The 16,841-nt window shown below is 42.7% G+C and carries 12 protein-coding genes; 7 read left to right on the forward strand and 5 right to left on the reverse strand.

What is annotated here, in order from left to right:
* Window positions 1-5: 5 nt before the first annotated feature.
* The 3 genes from NH462_RS06135 to ilvC all read right to left on the reverse strand — a co-directional run bounded on the left by NH462_RS06135 (window position 6) and on the right by ilvC (window position 5,049).
* Window positions 6-1,205: a tetratricopeptide repeat protein gene (locus NH462_RS06135; RefSeq protein ID WP_010373821.1), complete on the reverse strand. Its 1,200-nt coding sequence runs from the start codon at window positions 1,203-1,205 to the stop codon at window positions 6-8.
* Window positions 1,206-1,404: 199 nt separating this feature from the next.
* Window positions 1,405-3,306, reverse strand: a complete 1,902-nt coding sequence (locus NH462_RS06140) for a methyl-accepting chemotaxis protein (RefSeq protein ID WP_253104884.1) — start codon at window positions 3,304-3,306, stop codon at window positions 1,405-1,407.
* Window positions 3,307-3,576: 270 nt separating this feature from the next.
* Window positions 3,577-5,049 (reverse strand): ketol-acid reductoisomerase, encoded by a 1,473-nt coding sequence (ilvC, locus tag NH462_RS06145; protein WP_253104887.1) that lies wholly within the window; start codon window positions 5,047-5,049, stop codon window positions 3,577-3,579.
* Between the two features lie 105 nt (window positions 5,050-5,154).
* On the opposite strand from ilvC, the gene ilvY reads away from it, so the two are divergent.
* From ilvY to NH462_RS06175, 6 genes are all read left to right on the forward strand, one after another.
* Window positions 5,155-6,048: an HTH-type transcriptional activator IlvY gene (gene ilvY / locus NH462_RS06150; protein WP_010605095.1), complete on the forward strand. Its 894-nt coding sequence runs from the start codon at window positions 5,155-5,157 to the stop codon at window positions 6,046-6,048.
* A gap of 63 nt (window positions 6,049-6,111) precedes the next feature.
* Complete coding sequence (locus NH462_RS06155; RefSeq protein WP_010373828.1) at window positions 6,112-6,807, forward strand: response regulator transcription factor; 696 nt, start codon at window positions 6,112-6,114, stop codon at window positions 6,805-6,807.
* 310 nt (window positions 6,808-7,117) lie between these two features.
* Window positions 7,118-8,944 (forward strand): DUF4856 domain-containing protein, encoded by a 1,827-nt coding sequence (locus NH462_RS06160; protein WP_253104890.1) that lies wholly within the window; start codon window positions 7,118-7,120, stop codon window positions 8,942-8,944.
* 82 nt (window positions 8,945-9,026) lie between these two features.
* A complete protein-coding gene (locus NH462_RS06165) occupies window positions 9,027-10,295 on the forward strand; it encodes an imelysin family protein (protein WP_253104893.1) in 1,269 nt (422 codons plus the stop codon).
* Complete coding sequence (locus NH462_RS06170; RefSeq protein WP_253104896.1) at window positions 10,288-12,495, forward strand: TonB-dependent receptor; 2,208 nt, start codon at window positions 10,288-10,290, stop codon at window positions 12,493-12,495. Before NH462_RS06165 ends, NH462_RS06170 begins: the two co-directional genes overlap by 8 nt.
* Window positions 12,496-12,612: 117 nt before the next feature.
* Window positions 12,613-13,599: a sterol desaturase family protein gene (locus tag NH462_RS06175; RefSeq protein WP_253104899.1), complete on the forward strand. Its 987-nt coding sequence runs from the start codon at window positions 12,613-12,615 to the stop codon at window positions 13,597-13,599.
* A gap of 188 nt (window positions 13,600-13,787) precedes the next feature.
* Here the strand turns inward: NH462_RS06175 and NH462_RS06180 are convergent, their stop codons facing one another.
* On the reverse strand, window positions 13,788-14,075 hold the full coding sequence (locus NH462_RS06180; protein ID WP_069020008.1) for a hypothetical protein: 288 nt from the start codon (window positions 14,073-14,075) through the stop codon (window positions 13,788-13,790).
* Between the two features lie 277 nt (window positions 14,076-14,352).
* Window positions 14,353-15,924, reverse strand: a complete 1,572-nt coding sequence (locus NH462_RS06185) for a cation:proton antiporter family protein (protein WP_045963476.1) — start codon at window positions 15,922-15,924, stop codon at window positions 14,353-14,355.
* 131 nt (window positions 15,925-16,055) lie between these two features.
* Between NH462_RS06185 and NH462_RS06190 the strand changes: the two genes are divergently transcribed.
* Entirely contained in the window at window positions 16,056-16,799 is a 744-nt protein-coding gene (locus NH462_RS06190; protein ID WP_010605088.1) for a sporulation protein, read from the forward strand.
* Window positions 16,800-16,841 lie beyond the last annotated feature (42 nt).

Below are 16,841 nucleotides of genomic sequence, written 5' to 3' on the forward strand. Positions count from 1 at the left end.
TATTGTTATCTCTCATCGTTGTCTGTGGAATTTAACTGGTTGCTTGCAACACCTCTCAACAAGGCCAACTTGCCTTCGTAGCGCGCTTTGTCGTGCTCGAAGACAGATGCTTTGTATGCTTTATTGAGGTAATACTCTGCTTTTTCTCTGTTCCCTTCTTCAAATGCAACTTTAGCTAACCCAAAGAAACTGCCATGAATACTATGGTCGAGTTGATAAGCTTTTTGATAAAAATGCTTAGCGCGACTTAAATTTCCATGCTTAAACGCTTCGTTACCCAACACTAGCATATAATAGGGATTGCTCTTTCTTAAGTTGTGAATATTGGCTTCGATCACTTTCGCTTCGTGGTCACGTTCTGTGAGATGGTAAAGTTTTGCAAGATTGCCTAGTGCGTTTCGATTGTCATGATTAATGGCAAGTGCTTGGTTATATGCGCGCTCAGCAAGGTCGTACTGTTGAGTTAGGCGATATAGGATCCCAAGATTACCCCATGCGCCATCGTGATAGGGATCGCTCTCTACCGCTGCTTTGTAGTAACTGTAGGCCATGTCAAGGTCGCCATTAATCATTTCCATGGCGCCTTTGTTGTTATAAAACATGGATAAGATAGTGTTTGTATCTATTGCCGAGGTACTAAAATGTTGTGCTCGGCTATTAGGGTCAAAGTCTACGGTAACGGAAGCGGGTTTGACATACAGTGTCTTTACAGAATCTTGGGTATTATCCACTTCAAAGATTTTTATGTTTACGTGCCCTGTAAGCAAGCTGTAGCCTTGGCTCTCGTCCCAATATTCGGGTATGTGTACACGTTGAAATTGAGTTCTCAAACCCACTTGTCTCGCGATAGCATGGGTTAAAATTGAAAGCGAAAGACAATTGGCATTCATATTACTAAAAGCTTGGTTGGCAGTGAGATTTGCGCCAGATAAATATGACATTGAATCGTCGCCACTATTGACCAAAAACGCCATCAACATTTTTGCGCGTTTAACGCCAATTTCGTCGTGATGAAAATATTGAGCGAGTTTTGCTTTAATTTGATTGTTTAGCTGAAATACCTCTGAGTATGACTCTACAGGCTGGATATTAAATTGATGCTCTGAATTAAGAATTGACGTGTCTATCGTCGCTTTGGGAGTGCTATTACAGGCACTAAGTAAAACACTAAGCACAATAATAGAGAACTGAATTACTATCTTCATACAACCTCCAGATTGGGCATTCGGCTGGCTTTTAGTTATGGCTTAATTGCTTACCTTTGGCCCTTACTATTATTGAATTTAGACTATAATTGCAAAATTTGCGCGGTGTGATTGTTACACCATGTAACAAAGAGACAATGTGAAAGGGTAAGCCTACAAGACGAAACGTGCAGGCTTACTTTAGAGTTGAGCAGAGGTTTTAAAAGCTCGCGACGAGATCATCAAGCGCTTTTGCTGATGCAGCAAGACGCTGAATTGCTTGTTCCGTGTCAAGCTGCTCGTTCATCACTGCATCGCTTATTTCGCTAATTTGCTCGATGTTGCGGCCGACGTCCGCGACGACATTACTTTGCTCTTCTGTCGCTGTTGCGATAAGCGCGGTCATGTCATTTATTTGATTTGCGGTTTCCGAGATTTCCAACATTAACTCCACTGACGATTGCATCGTTTGAACACTTTGCTCTGCTTGTTCACTGGATTGTTGGATTTGGCTTACGACAGCGCCAGACACCTGAGTTAATTCAGATATCGTTGCTTGGATCTCGTCAGTTGATTGTGATGTACGGCTCGCAAGCGCTCTCACCTCATCTGCAACGACGGCAAACCCACGACCATGCTCACCCGCACGGGCAGACTCAATCGCGGCATTAAGTGCAAGCAAGTTGGTTTGTTCAGATATGCCCCTGATCACATCAACGATGTTGGCAATGGACTGTGTTTTTTCGGCCAACGTAGCGACTTGACCTGCCATATTTTCGATGTCACCAGCAAGTAGGTGAAGTGTTTCTTGGCTCTCTTGCACACCTTGACGGCTGCGTTTGGTTGACGTTTTACTTTCTTCTGTTAATTTTGCCGTGTTGGTCGCGCTGCTCGCTATCTCTTGTACTGTCGCGCCCATCTCATTGATTGCCGCGGCAACAGACATAGTTTGAGACTTTTGTTCATCCAGAGACTGAGAGTTTTGTTGGCTCTGTTTAAACACGGCTTCGGTCGTCACGCGAATTGAACGGCTCTCTTGTGCAACCATGTGGATAGCTTCTTCGATCTTAGCCATAAACTGGTTGAAGCCACCAGCCAAAGCATGAAGTTCAGGTTGTGCTGAGTCTGGTAAACGATAATTGAGTTTTGCGTCGCCGCTGCCAAGTTGTTCAAATAAATCCGCCATCTTTTTAAGTGGCGCGCTTAAGTTTTTAGCCAGTAGCATACTAAAAAAGCTCGCCACTAGCGCAATCACCAGCGAAAAACCAATGATTTGCCACTGCAAAGAAGTGATCCCACTATTGATTTCACTGGTTGGCACTTGGGCAATCACAAGCAAATCTGTGTTTGGAATTGGGCTCGCTGCAACTAAATTGGTTTCGCCATCCACTTCCAACTCTTTAACGATAAATCCACGTGTGGAGGTAAAATCGCGACTGTGCTGGCCGTAAAAGTCTTCAATTGAGGACTTTGCGACTTTGCTTGCATCTGGGTGCAATTGCACCGTACCTTGCCTGTTAATGACGAAAACAAAGCCACTTTGCTCGATTTTCATATTAGCAAGCATCGCCTGCATATCATCAATACTTTTCGCAAGTCCAGCTAAACCAACACCGTTTAGCTGTTGATGGTTTACAAACATTTTCACATCGCCCGGCGCTTCTTGATAGATACTAATAGAGTAAGCCGAGCCACTAGTGGTAAAGCCGAAAAACCAACCATCCTGCTCTCTATTTAGTACTCGCAGAAAGCCGTTTTGATTCCAATATTGCTTGGTTTCGCGGTTAGCCCAAGAAGCCGTAACTAAGTCATACTGCGCCGCAATACGCTTGAGTTCGTTGACAAGAAGTTTTTCATCCAAAGTATTTTGTTTGGCACTTTGGGTGATTAATAAATTGCTTGAAAGCTGCTCGGCTGCATTTTTCAACGTGTCTATCTGCTTGCTTAATGATTTATTGATACTTTCTATCTTGCTTGGCAATTCAGATTGCATCATGCGTTCATTAATGAGCGTTTTGGCGCTGTAAAGCGAGGTAAACCCGATTAAACAAGCGACAGCAATCGCAATGAGACTACCCAGAAGGGTAATTCTTTGAGTAATTGTTAAACCTGTGTTTTGCATTCGATTTGTGTGTGTAATCCCGTGGAACCGATTATTCTAGCATAGTAAATAACCAGCTCGGAACAAGTAACAATCCAAGTCACAAAAAAATAATTTTGGTTTATAAAATAAAGTTAACCTCAGTATTTAGTGTTAACTGTATTTGAGTTAAATGGGAGGTTATGTTGAGAAACAGAGATAAAAGGCCACAATCTCAGGGTGGAAAGTGGCCTTGGTTACTAACAAGCGAACTAGTTTGCTATATTATTGACGCAAATTTATTTCTACTTACTAAACAATCTTTTTCATATCTGACATATAACCGCGAAGGATTTCACCTATTTTTTCTACCGGATGGTTACGGATCGCACGGTTTACAGCGATGAGCTTTTGGTTGTCAGCATAATTGTCACTGTCTAACAAGCCTTCACCAATCTCACGTTTTGTGATTGATTCCATAAATGGCTTCAACAGTGGCAAACATGCGTGATTATAAAGGTAGCAACCATATTCTGCGGTGTCTGAAATCGTACTATTCATTTCGAAAAGCTTTTTGCGCGCAATGGTGTTCGCGATTAGCGGCGTTTCGTGTAGTGATTCGTAGTACGCTGATTCATCAATAATGCCAGCCGCTGTCATGGTTTCGAACGCTAGCTCTACACCAGCTTTGACCATAGCAACCATCAAAATACCTTGGTCGAAGAAAGTCTGCTCTGAAATTTCAGCATCAGTATTCGATTGCTTTTCAAACGCAGTTTGTGCGGTTTCTGCACGCCATGTAAGCAATTTATTGTCGTTTTCAGCCCAATCAGCCATCATACCTTCTGAAAACTCACCACTGATGATGTCGTCCATATGCTTGTTATAAAGCGGGCGCATGATGTCTTTTAGTTGCTCGCTCAGTTCAAATGCGCGTAACTTAGCGGGGTTAGACAGTCTGTCCATCATATTGGTGATACCACCGTGTTTTAGCGCTTCAGTGATGATCTCCCAGCCATATTGTACGAGCTTTGATGCATATCCAGGTTCAATGCCTTCTTCTACCATTTTGTCAAAGCATAGTAATGAGCCAGTTTGCAACATACCGCATAGGATGGTTTGCTCACCCATTAGATCTGACTTTACCTCAGCAATAAATGATGACTGCAATACGCCTGCACGATGACCACCGGTTCCGGCAGCGTACGCCTTAGCTTGCGCAAGACCTTTACCCTCGGGGTCGTTTTCAGGGTGAACTGCAATCAGCGTAGGTACACCAAAGCCGCGTTTGTACTCTTCACGTACTTCTGTGCCAGGACATTTTGGTGCAACCATGATTACGGTAATATCTTCACGCACTTGCATACCTTCTTCTACGATGTTGAAGCCGTGAGAGTAAGCAAGTGTTGCGCCTTTTTTCATTAACGGCATGACTGCGTTTACAACAGAAGTATGTTGTTTGTCAGGCGTTAAGTTTAGAACCAAATCAGCTTCAGGAATGAGTTCTTCATAGGTGCCAACAATAAAGCCGTTTTCAGATGCATTAAGAAAAGATTGACGTTTTTCTTCAATTGCTGAAGGACGTAGTGCGTAACTGACGTTCAAGCCAGAATCTCTTAAGTTTAGACCTTGGTTCAAGCCTTGTGCGCCACAACCAACAATGACTAGTTTTTTACCAATCAGAACGTCGACACCTTGTTCGAATTCTTTTGGATCCATGAATTCACATTGAGAAAGCTGAGCTAATTGCTCACGTAAAGATAAAGTATTAAAGTAATTCGACATGATATTTCCTGATTCTGTAGAAATAGATTGAAGTCAGAGTATGGCGAACTTTTGATTGCGTAAAATGATATATTTGAACTATAGTGTTTCAAAAGGTGAAATACTATGAATCACAAACAACTAAAATATTTTTTGGCACTTGCAGATACGCTGCATTTTTCTCGGGCGAGTGAGCGCTGTTTTGTTAGCCCTCCGACATTAAGTCGTCAAATCAAACAGTTAGAAGAGGAAGTCGGCGCACCTTTATTTCTACGAGATAATCGCACCGTTGAGCTGACGCAACAAGGCAAAGCGTTTGTTCATTACGCGCAAGCGACATTAGCAAGCTGGCGGCAGTTTAAGAGCGAATGCGTTGACGATGATAAGCCTTTGACTGGTGAGTTGAGTTTATTTTGTTCAGTGACCGCGACTTACAGTTTTATTTATGATCTTTTTTCCAAGTTTCGCCATCTGTACCCGCAAGTAGAGTTAAATCTTATTACCGGCGACCCCGCGCATTCAATAGCAGAAGTTGCCAGTGGTAAAGAAGATGTCGCGGTAGCAGTGAAGCCAAAACATCTACCGAACGGTATAGAGTACTTGCCAATCGGCCGTTCGAGATTGGTGTTTATTGGCCCAACGATGGACTGTCCGCTTAAGTCTATTATTGATGAATATAGTCATAGTGAAATGCCGTGGCAGAGGCTGTCTTTTATTATGCCAGAGCAAGGCGTGTTAAAAGATCGAATCGATAACTTTTGCAAAAAACACAATTTTGTTCCTAAAGTTTATGCGCATGTTTCGGGTCATGAAGCTATGGTTGCGCTCGCGAGTTTAGGGTTTGGTATTGCGTGTGTCCCCGAGATAGTAATTAGTCAAAGTCCATTTAAGAATCAAGTTCAGCTTTTGCAGCTTAGATCGGATGAAATTGAAATTGGACTTGTAACTAAGAATAAACGGTTATATGACCCAGTTGTTAAAGCTCTTTGGGATACGGCAAAAGGATTATTTACGCTGTAAAGCATCCATTCAGGTTGCGTGACTACACTGTGTTCATCCATGTTGAATGAATGAGGTGCGTCCGTGTCCACTATCTTGGTTGCACAAAGCAATAACAATATATTGACATCACAACAAAAAATGCTTGAAGAGCAAGGCTATACTGTTGAGTTGTTGAGGGAATTAGGTCAATTGAATGGTTTTTCAGGGAAGTCTATTAACGGTATCGTGCTTGATCAAGCTATCGCATCCGTACCAACCTGCGATTCAATCAGCCAATTTAGACAAAGATTCAAAGCCCCTGTGATCGTCAGTCTTGACAGCGATGACGAGGATGTTCACAGCCTGTTTTTAGAGCTCGGTGCTGACGAAGTTATTTCCAAAGACGCAAAGCCTAGATTATGGCGAGCTCGACTTGATGCAGTGTTAAGAAGGCAAGCTGCAAACTCGCAGTTTGACGATGAGCCAGAGCAGTTAACCTTTGGCCAGCTGCATATCGACAAAAACACCAGACGAGTGAGTTATGGGCAGGAGCGAATTGACCTCACAACCCATGAGTTTGAGTTGCTATGGTTACTTGCGAGCAATGGCGGCAAAGTAGTGAAGCGTGACTTTGTATACGAGCAGATCCTTGGTAAATACTATCGCCCAGATACTCGAACAATAGACGTCCGCATCTCTCGCTTGCGTAAAAAGCTACATGATAATCCGAGTCGTCCAGAAAAGATCAAAACGATTTGGCGTCAAGGTTACTTATTTGTTACTGATGTTTGGAACTAAAAAGTAACAATTTGATTTAACGCAAAGATACTTCGAATTTTCCGAATGCTCAATTCGGAGAAATTTGTGAAACAGATTTCTGATACAAAGGGATAATGCCAGCTATATGGTGTTATCCCTTTGTTTTATATGAAGTATCTATACTCCTTTTGAAGAGTGATAGCGCTGGAGTAGTTAGCTGTTACGTAGCATTTTTTAAAAAAATTGTTATTTATACAATGCAAATAATATTGATTGCTATTTAGGTGTGTGTATACTTTACGCCTAGTTATGAAAATATAAACATAATTAGTCTCAAAGGAACAATTCAATGGCACTTAAAAAGTCTCTGTTAACGACTGCTATCCTCGCTGCAACTTTAGGCCTTACCGCATGTGGTGGCTCTAGCAGCAACTCAAATGACAACGATGATAACAACACAACACCACCTCCAGCCACCAATGCGGCACCTACTATTACCGTAGACAGTGCATCAGTATCTGAAGATACACTTGGTGCTGCGGTTGCAAATATTACTTTTGCTGACGACAACGATGAAGTAAGTGCATTAACACTCACCATCTCTGACAACCGTTTTGAAATTGTTGACGGTGCGGTTAAGCTCAAAGCTGCAAACGCACTAAATTTCGAACAGGTTGAAGGCGGTAAAGTATCGGTAACTATCACGGCAACTGATAGCAAAGGCGAAAAAACAGAAGTTGAAGCTGAAATTGCTGTTCAACAAATTGCTGAAGAAAACAAAGCGGGTGTAAACCGCTATGCCTTTAATAACACACAAGGTGAATCTTCAGTTTCTTATTCTGGCCAAATCGCACGTCACGCAGCTATGGTTCATATTAAGAGCCTAATGGGTAAGCTTAATAATGAAACTGTGGGTAATGCGGCGGAGCAAAAAACAGCTGAAGCGGCAATCACTGAGATTAAAACCTTCTTAATGCCTACAGATACAGTGGTGTTGGACGAAACCCTTGATTTCGCTGTTGCCGCAAACGCTGCACAAACCACATTAGGACAAATTTCAAGTTCACTGAAAAACGTCGCTGGCGAAGGTGGTAAAATTGCAGGACGTGATACCTCTAATATGCATAAAGCATGGGAAGAGGATGGGGTCATGGCTGGTTGGGTTAACTTTGGTACACAGCCAAAAACACCTGAAGGTTTAGCCCTACACTATTTAGACCTGCTACAAGCGCAACTTCAGCAGTTTGAAAATGGCTCAACAATCAAAGCAGAGCATAATGGCACAGCTATCACGCTGAACAAACTCTACGTAACACCGGAAGGCCTTGATCTTGCCCAGCTAATGCAAAAACACTTAAATGGTGCAGTGTCGCTTTCTCAAGGTGCGGACGATTATCTAGATGATTTACTCATTGGTGAAAAGTCAGCTGATAACGCGACATTAGCGGATGGCAAAAGCTACACGGAACTTGAACACAAGTTTGATGAAGGCTATGGCTATTTCGGAGCTGCTGTTGATTATCTAGACTATACAGATGATGAACTTTCAGCTAAAGGTGGCCGTGAAGCGTATGCAAATGGTTATCATGATTTGGATAATGATGGCAAAATCGATCTACTATCTGAATTTAACTTTGGTAACTCAACAAATGCAGCAAAGCGTGACCGTGGCACTAAATCTAACGCTAACCCAACGGACTTCAGCGCTGAAGCACAATTAGCGTTTATTGAAGCGCGTAAACTTATCAACGCTAATGTTGGTACTAATGTTGCGCAGTGGTCAGACGAGGATAAAGCGCGTTTAGAGACATTGCGTAATCAAGCGTTGTTAGCATGGGAAAAGTCTATCGCTGCAACCGTTGTGCATTATATCAATGATACAATCTCAAATGATGATGGTGATTTAGACGATATCGCATCAGGTGATTTTGATGCTGATCAATTCTATGCAGTAGCAAAGCACTGGTCTGAAATGAAAGGCTTCGCATTAAACTTCCAGTTTAATCCGTTTTCTCCTGTTACAGATGCAGACTTTGTTAAAATCCATGAATTAATGGGTGATAAGCCTGAATTCGCGGCAGATAAAGTGGAAGCTTATAAGACTGCTTTATTGGAAGCGCGAGAAATCATTGCAACTGCATATGATTTCGATGCTGAGAATGTTGCCAACTGGTAATCTAAATTTTCGTTTATAACGTTAAAAGGTTAGCCGTTAATTCTGCTAACCTTTTGTTGTATATAGATAATAGAGAATACAAATGAGAGTATCTAAACGTTTAAGTGCCGCTGCCGTCGCTGTGGCTTTGGTATTGTCGGGTTGTGGTGAAAGTACTTCAAGTAGCCAAGGTCCTGGAGTGAAGGATAATAACTCTGGAACGGATAATCCAACTTTACCCACGCAATTTGATGAAGCAGCCTTGGTAAGTAACCTTGTGAATAATGTGCTTACCCCTGCAATTGAGCAATTCAATGAACTCGCTGTAACACAACAACTTGAAGTTGCGAGTTATTGTAGTGCTGAAAAAGTACTGGCTGAAAATACCGCTGCGTTAAGGCAAAATGCTCAACAAAGTTGGCGCAACGCTATGGTTGGGTGGCAGTATGTTGAATTGATGCAAATGGGTCCACTTACTGCCAATAGTAAAGAGCTTAAAAATAATATTTATGTTTGGCCCGCTACAGGCTCGTTATGTGATATCGACTTGGATGTAGTGTATTTTGAAGATGGCGTTATTAACGGTAATGCTAGCAATCCTTATAATATCTCTGAGCGTACTGCAAACCGTAAAGGCTTAACTGCCTTAGAGCACCTTCTATTCAATGCCAATCTTGACCACAACTGCTCGTCAGTGAATGATGCTTTGGCACCATGGAATAGCCGTTCAACTCAGGAAAGAGCGGTTGCGCGTTGTGAGTTTGCGACGGAAGTGGCTAAAGACATTGAAGCACAGAGTAACATACTCCTGTCTCAGTGGACTGGAGAAAATGGCTACGCAGCTAAACTTGTTAATGCAGGACAACTAGGCTCGCCGTTTGACACGCCCCACTTAGCGCTCAATGAAATATCAAAGGCGCTATTTTACATGACCGAAGAGTTAAAAGACGGCAAAATAGCGACGCCGTTAGGCCTAGGTTTTCCGAATGCGTGTGGTTTAGAGGCTTGCCCTGATGCGGTGGAGTCGCCAATTGCAGAACATTCGAAAGAGAATTTACTTGCTAACATCAGAGCATTTAGAAACATCTTCACCGGTAATGGCCAAGATGCTGAGAATACATTGGGCTTTGACGACTTTTTAGATGCTGAGAATGGTAGTGATGTAAAAGAGCGCATGCTTGCAGGACTAGCGGATGCAGAAGCTACACTGCTTGCGATGAATGCGAGCCTTAAAGCTGAGCTTGCAGGGTCTACAGAGCAAGTGACGCAAACGCATACAGACGTTAAAAAAGTGACGGATGATTTAAAGACCGAGTTTATCGAAAAGCTCGCCCTAGAACTTCCACAAACTTCGGCAGGTGACAATGACTAAGCGCATGAACATGAAGAAATCTTTATTAACGGTAGCGGTAATCTTTGCACTACCTCAAGCGCAAGCTGCGGATGACAATCAAGATATTGAGCATATCTCTATTATCAGCCACCACGATAAATTGCGAAAAGAAGCTGGCTCTGCAACGTTGTTGTCAGAAGCGCAGTTGGCAGAATACGAATACGATGATATTCACCGTATTCTTTCCAATGTGCCTGGCGTTAATATTCGTGAAGAAGATGGTTATGGCCTGCGACCAAACATCGGTTTTCGTGGTGTAACACCTGAGCGAAGCAAGAAAATCACCATAATGGAAGACGGTGTGCTCATCGGTCCGGCTCCTTATTCTGCGCCAGCTGCTTATTATTTCCCGGTTACGACTCGTATGACTGCAGTTGAAGTGTTTAAAGGACCTGCGGCTATCAAGCATGGCCCGCAAACCGTTGCTGGTGCGCTTAACTTGGTGACTCGCCAAGTGCCAGAATTTACAGAAGGCGGTATTGATGTTGCGGCTGGCAGCGATGGTTATTCCAAAGCGCACGGCTACTACGGTTCAGTCGTAAATAATGTCGGCTTCTTATTCGAAGCGGTTAATCTACAAGCCGATGGTTTTAAAGAGCTTGATGGCGGTGGTGATACGGGGTTTGAGAAGAACGATATCTTAGCCAAGTTTAATTATAAACTTTCACAAGGTGATCTAAATCATACCTTTGGCTTAAAACTCAGCTACGCCGACGAGTTGTCTGACGAAACCTACCTTGGTTTAACGGAGGCAGATTTTGCTGAAAACCCGTATCGTCGATACGCAGCGTCTCAGCCGGCAGAGATGGATACCAAGCATACTCAGGTAATGTTATCCCATGTGCTTGATGGCAAAGACTTTAACGTTACAACAAGACTGTACCGTAATGACTATGAGCGAGCTTGGCTTAAGCTCAATAGTGTGGGTAGCAAAAGTGGACCATCTCTTTCAAAAATCATGGCAACCCCAGAGACTTTTGCAAATGAGTACGGTGTGATCACTGGGGCAAGGGACTCTGTCGTTGCAGGTTCAAATATCTTTTTGAATATGGGGACTAATGACCGTGAGTATTTCTCTCAAGGTCTTCAAGTCGATGCCAATACGAGCTTTAGTCTGTTTAACTTAACCCATGATATTGCTGTTGGCGTGCGTTTCCACGAAGATGAAATTGAGCGCAAACATTTTGAGCAAGCGTATGCAATGGAAGGTGGTTCACCTGTGTTGCTGGAAGGTTCAAAGCAGTTTACATCACTGAATACTGAAAATACCAAAGCGTGGTCGGTATATCTAGAAGATAAAGTACAACTTGATGCGTTGACACTAGGCCTTGGCCTTCGTGGCGAGCTGATGGACATGTCTTACCAAGATAATAAAGATGCCGATGTTTGGATTGATAAAACCACCCGTATTTGGCTACCTAGCCTAAGTGGTTTCTATCAGCTTTCTGATGATGCCGGTCTTTTATTTGGTGTGCACCAAGGTTTTGTGCCTTCTTCACCACAACAAGATCCGGATATAGAGCTTGAGAAGAGCGTTAACTACGAATTTGGTGGGCGCTTTAATGATGGTGTGACTCAGTTTGAGATTGTGAGCTTTTTCAACGATTATGAGAATCTGAACGAAAGCTGTGGTCAGTCTAATTGTGGTGTTAATGACCAACAAGACCAGCAATTCAGTGGTGGTGAGGTGGATGTTTACGGTCTCGAAATGCAGTTTGCACAACGTTACCCTTTGAGCCTTCAATTGGATATCCCTTATAGTCTCACCTACACCTATACGAAAGGTGAATTCCAGAATGAGCGTGCGACAACGTTCGCACAATGGGGTTATATTAAAAATGGTGATGAGCTTCCGTATTTACCATCTCATCAAGCCACTTTTAACATTGGCCTCGCAGCAAATGACTGGAAAGTTAACGTAGCCATCAAATACATCAGTGAGATGAACGAAGCTGCTGGCAGAAGCACTGAAGACTTTGAGCTTGTACTTGAAGGTGCCAAGGTGCCTAGCACAACCATCGTTGATGTATCCGCAAGTTACGAGCTAGGTCAGTATGGTCAAGTTTATGCTAAAATCGATAACTTGTTCGATGAAGCAGAAATTGTCAGTCGCCGCCCGTATGGCGCGCGCCCAGGCAAACCAAGACAATTTAGTTTAGGCTATAAATACCAGTTTTAATTGATTGTCTATGCGGCTCTTAAAATAAGGGCCGCAGCTTCATGGCGCCTGTCGTAAGGCCTATGGAGCTATTCCAAAAATATATGAACTCATTATTTCTTTTTGATGGAAATGACTATGTTAGAGCAATTATGGCAAAGCATTACTGAACTCCCAGGCTACTTGTTCGATGCCAATAAAAGAGTGTATTTGCCATACTTGTTTAGTGCCATTTTGATGGCTGTTCCTGTTTATATCGCCACAGAAAAAGCGCGCTCTGGTAAAGGTTTTTTAAAGTTTCTGTTTCCCAAGCAAGTGTGGTGGTGCAAAAGCGCCAAGCTCGATTACTGTTTATTGGTCACAAATCGATTGATAAAGGCGGCGACGTTCACGCCTATCGTGTTGACTATGGTACCGGTGGCGCTAGGGTTATCCGGTGGGCTTGAAGCGCTTTTTGGTCCAGCTTTACATCTTGAAGCGCCAGAATGGCTGGTGATTGGACTATTTACGTTATTTTTATTTATAGTCGATGACTTCACTCGGTTCTTGCTGCACCTGATGCTACATAAAATCCCATTCTTTTGGGAGTTTCACAAGGTGCACCATTCTGCAAAAGTCCTGACTCCCTTTACCATTTATCGCTCACATCCCGTTGAAAGCTACCTGTACGCCTGTCGTATGGCATTAACTCAAGGAATTGTAGTTGGAATAGGGTATTACGTATTTGGCAGCAGCTTGAGTATGTACGATATTCTTGGTGCGAATGCGTTTGTCTTTTTATTTAATATCTTTGGGGCTAATTTAAGGCATTCACATATATGGCTGAGTTGGGGTAATAGGCTAGAGAATTGGTTTATTAGTCCTGCACAACACCAAGTGCATCACAGTAGCAATCCAATCCATTTTGATACCAACTTAGGTTCAGCACTAGCCATTTGGGACCGTATGTATGGTTCGCTTATTAAGGCCTCGAGTGCGGGTAAAATTACCATTGGAGTTGGGCAATATGATGCAGGGCATGATTCACTGACCGCAATTTACTTGAAGCCATTCAAGCAGGCTTGGAAAACATTATTACCGAAAAAGAAAAATAACCCGCCACTAAAATCTTCGCAGGGTGACTGATCTCGGTTACTCAGTTCCACTTCTTTGCAGGGAAAAATTGGTGTTGCTAATCACCGTAATAGCTTACGCTATTTATTACTTTATTAGGATGCTTGTGAAAGAGGTGAAAGCTTGTGCTTGGAAGAGGAAAATAGGCTGACGACGGGCATTGTCAGCCTATGTGGGAGAGTAGGCTCCCTAAATCTTTACTAGTGTAGTTGCGATGAAGGCTTGCTGCGGAAAAAGCCCAGCTCATTTAACTTCTCAATTATTTTAGGATCGTCTAAACGGCTCGGAGTTTCTTCATCTCTTAAATAATGATCGTTTGGTACTGCATGCATATCGAGCATTTTATGAAATAGGATATTGCGAATTGCCAGCGCTGTCATGCCGCTGTCCTGAATTGCGTCTAGTCTTTCTTGGAGGTCTGAAAAAGGCGCAGCCTTGACGTCATCCACTACTGCAGAAAATTGACCATTAGATTTATTCTTAATCATAAAACCCCCAAAGGTATAGCTTGTTCACAATCCAGTGACACGATGTTCAAAGGGCATTCGGTATCAATTTATGTTCATAAAATAGATACTTACGCCATGTCCGATGTGATCAGTTTACTCTGAAGTGGGGGCAAATTACCATCTTGGATGTAAAGCTTTGTAAATCGAATAATGAGAGGAATGAAACAATAAAAATAGACGTCTAGACGTAACACAATGATCTGAATATGAAAATAGTTCTCAGTACCAATTATGATACTGAGAACCAATATCTAATTTAAGTAAATAATTTCTCTTTTACGTGTTCTGCAAAACCACTACCTGCTTCAAGGTAGAAGTTATAGGTAGAATTCACGCCCATTTCTTCTAATTCCTTCTGTTGATCAGGGTAGTTCGCAATGGCGGTAACTTGGCCGTTATAACCCGATGCTTTGAGCTGCTCCAGTGCGTAAATGTTTTGCATATGCTTTGGCATCGCGAGCATTACCATTTCTACTTCAGAATGATTTACACGTTGCCAAAAGTCAGGATCGGTTGCGTCGGCGGTTAATACTCTGCGGCCTCTGGACACATGTTTTTCAACCACCTCAGGTTTAATATCTACACCTGCAACGGTATCAGGGAAACTGGCTTGTATTGTTTCATAAGCACCTGTTCCAATTCTTCCCATGCCAAATATTACGATTTTTGTATCGGTCAGGTTTACGGGTAGTTCTTCTTCTAAGCGGTCTTGGCTCTCAAACTTTAATAACCAAGGCTCTAATTTAACGTAGATTTCGTTCGAGCGTTTGTTTAGCGGAGACGCAATCACAAAAGTAATAGAAACAGCAATAGCCACGACCGCTAACCAGTCAGGAGCAACCGCACCAGAAGCAGATGCAACGGCACAGACAATAAGACCAAACTCGCTATAGTTAGTGAGTGTAAAAGCGCTCAATAGCGATGTACGAGCACGCAATTTGAACATATTGGTGAAGAGATAATAAAGAGAGACTTTAATCGGTAAAACAATTACCAGTAGAATCGCTATTAAAAGCGCGTCCAGTGTAATCGTGGCATTCAAACCAATATTCAAGAAAAACCCAACAAGCAAGATGTCTTTCACATTCAGTAGTGATTTTGACAACTCACCAGCTTTTTTATGTGGGGCGAAAATCATACCCATGATCAGCGCACCGAGATCTCCTTTGAGACCCGCAAATTCAAAGGCATGATAACCTGCGACCAAGGCAAAAAAGAAGCCAAAAAGAGGGAGTAACTCGCCATGCTTTGAGCGGCTTAATACCCAAAACATAACTGGACGTACAAGCGGTAGCACCACAAGCAGTGCCAGTGCCCAAATATTGGGTACTTTGCCTGTACTGACGGCGAGAAAGATAACCGCAAAGATATCTTGCATAACCAAAATACCGATTGAGATTTTACCGTGAAGACTTGCCATTTCACCGCGTTCTTCCAGCACTTTTACCGCAAAAACGGTACTGGAAAAGCTAAATGCAAAACCAACCAGTAAAGCGCTTTGCCAGTCTAGGTCGGTAAATAAAGGTAGGCTCATCGCCCCTAGCATCAACAACAGGCTAGCGAAAAACGCCGTACTGGTAATGATGTGCATACTCGCTGGCGCCCAAACCTGAGGCTTTATCAAGTTACCAACTCGTAACTTTAAGCCGATGCTGAAAAGCAGCAGCGTGACACCAAGATCTGCCAGTTGGGTAAGTAAGTCCGTGGTTTTATGGCCAAGTAGGTTTAAGACAAAGCCTGCCATCAAAAAACCAATTAAAGGAGGAAGCTTTAATTGATAAACAGAAAATCCGCATGCAAATGCGACAGCAAAATAGAGCAGTTCCATAACTTTAAATTTTTATCCAAGATATGAGCAGTGTACCAAAACCTCCTGATATATAAATTATAAATTTTCGCTGACAAGTTGGAAAAAATATGGTTATGATGCAGGTAAGGACATACCGGACAGGAGACGTAATGTTTAAGAAGATCCTAGCATCTGTCGGTATCGGTGCGGCAAAAGTAGATACTGTATTGGAAACAGAGCATTTGCACCCGGGACAGAAATTTCAAGCGCAAATTGTAGTAAAAGGCGGTGACGTTAGCCAAGAAGTAACAGGTTTAGAGCTTGCGCTAATGACAAGAGTTAAGGTTGAAGGGGAAGACGGAGAATACTTTAGTAATCATGTTATTGACCGTTGGCGTGTAGGTAATAATTTCACGATAGGCCCAGGCGAAGAAAAAGTTATTCCTTTTGAAGCTCGACTTCATTCAGAAACACCAATCACAGAAATCAATGCGGGCTTCAACCGTTGTCATGTTTGGATTGAAACTGGCTTAGACATTGATTTAGCAATCGATCCGTCAGACAAAGATGCTTTACACATTTATCCAAATGAAGCAGTGAAAGCATGTATGACAGCGATGGAGCGTTTAGGCTTCCATTTGGTGAAAGCGGATGTAGAAAAGGGCTATTTACGAGCGTCTGAGTTTCAGTCTGTTTCTGGTTGTTACCAAGAATTAGAATACCGACCAAACTCACGTGCATTATTTGGACTACAAGAAGTTGAACTTTCGTTTGTACCTGAAGCGCATCGAACTCATGTACTGATAGAGTTGGACAGAGCGTTTCGAGGGGATGGTTACGTCGATCTAACAATTGAGCACGATCACGTAAATATCTCTCAATTGTGCGATCAGTTGGAGCGGCTGTTCTCATAATCACTTAATTTACTCTAAAACGCCCAGCTTTGTCTGGGCGTT

The organism is Pseudoalteromonas sp. OANN1, assembly GCF_024124685.1.
Taxonomy (GTDB): Bacteria; Pseudomonadota; Gammaproteobacteria; order Enterobacterales; family Alteromonadaceae; genus Pseudoalteromonas; species Pseudoalteromonas piscicida.

Coding starts and splice junctions, on each gene's coding strand:
- NH462_RS06135 (WP_010373821.1), bottom strand. CDS start 1,205: ATGAAGATAGTAATTCAGTTCTCTATTATTGTGCTTAGTGTTTTACTT.
- NH462_RS06140 (WP_253104884.1), bottom strand. CDS start 3,306: ATGCAAAACACAGGTTTAACAATTACTCAAAGAATTACCCTTCTGGGT.
- ilvC (WP_253104887.1), bottom strand. CDS start 5,049: ATGTCGAATTACTTTAATACTTTATCTTTACGTGAGCAATTAGCTCAG.
- ilvY (WP_010605095.1), top strand. CDS start 5,155: ATGAATCACAAACAACTAAAATATTTTTTGGCACTTGCAGATACGCTG.
- NH462_RS06160 (WP_253104890.1), top strand. CDS start 7,118: ATGGCACTTAAAAAGTCTCTGTTAACGACTGCTATCCTCGCTGCAACT.
- NH462_RS06165 (WP_253104893.1), top strand. CDS start 9,027: ATGAGAGTATCTAAACGTTTAAGTGCCGCTGCCGTCGCTGTGGCTTTG.
- NH462_RS06170 (WP_253104896.1), top strand. CDS start 10,288: ATGACTAAGCGCATGAACATGAAGAAATCTTTATTAACGGTAGCGGTA.
- NH462_RS06175 (WP_253104899.1), top strand. CDS start 12,613: ATGTTAGAGCAATTATGGCAAAGCATTACTGAACTCCCAGGCTACTTG.
- NH462_RS06180 (WP_069020008.1), bottom strand. CDS start 14,075: ATGATTAAGAATAAATCTAATGGTCAATTTTCTGCAGTAGTGGATGAC.
- NH462_RS06185 (WP_045963476.1), bottom strand. CDS start 15,924: ATGGAACTGCTCTATTTTGCTGTCGCATTTGCATGCGGATTTTCTGTT.
- NH462_RS06190 (WP_010605088.1), top strand. CDS start 16,056: ATGTTTAAGAAGATCCTAGCATCTGTCGGTATCGGTGCGGCAAAAGTA.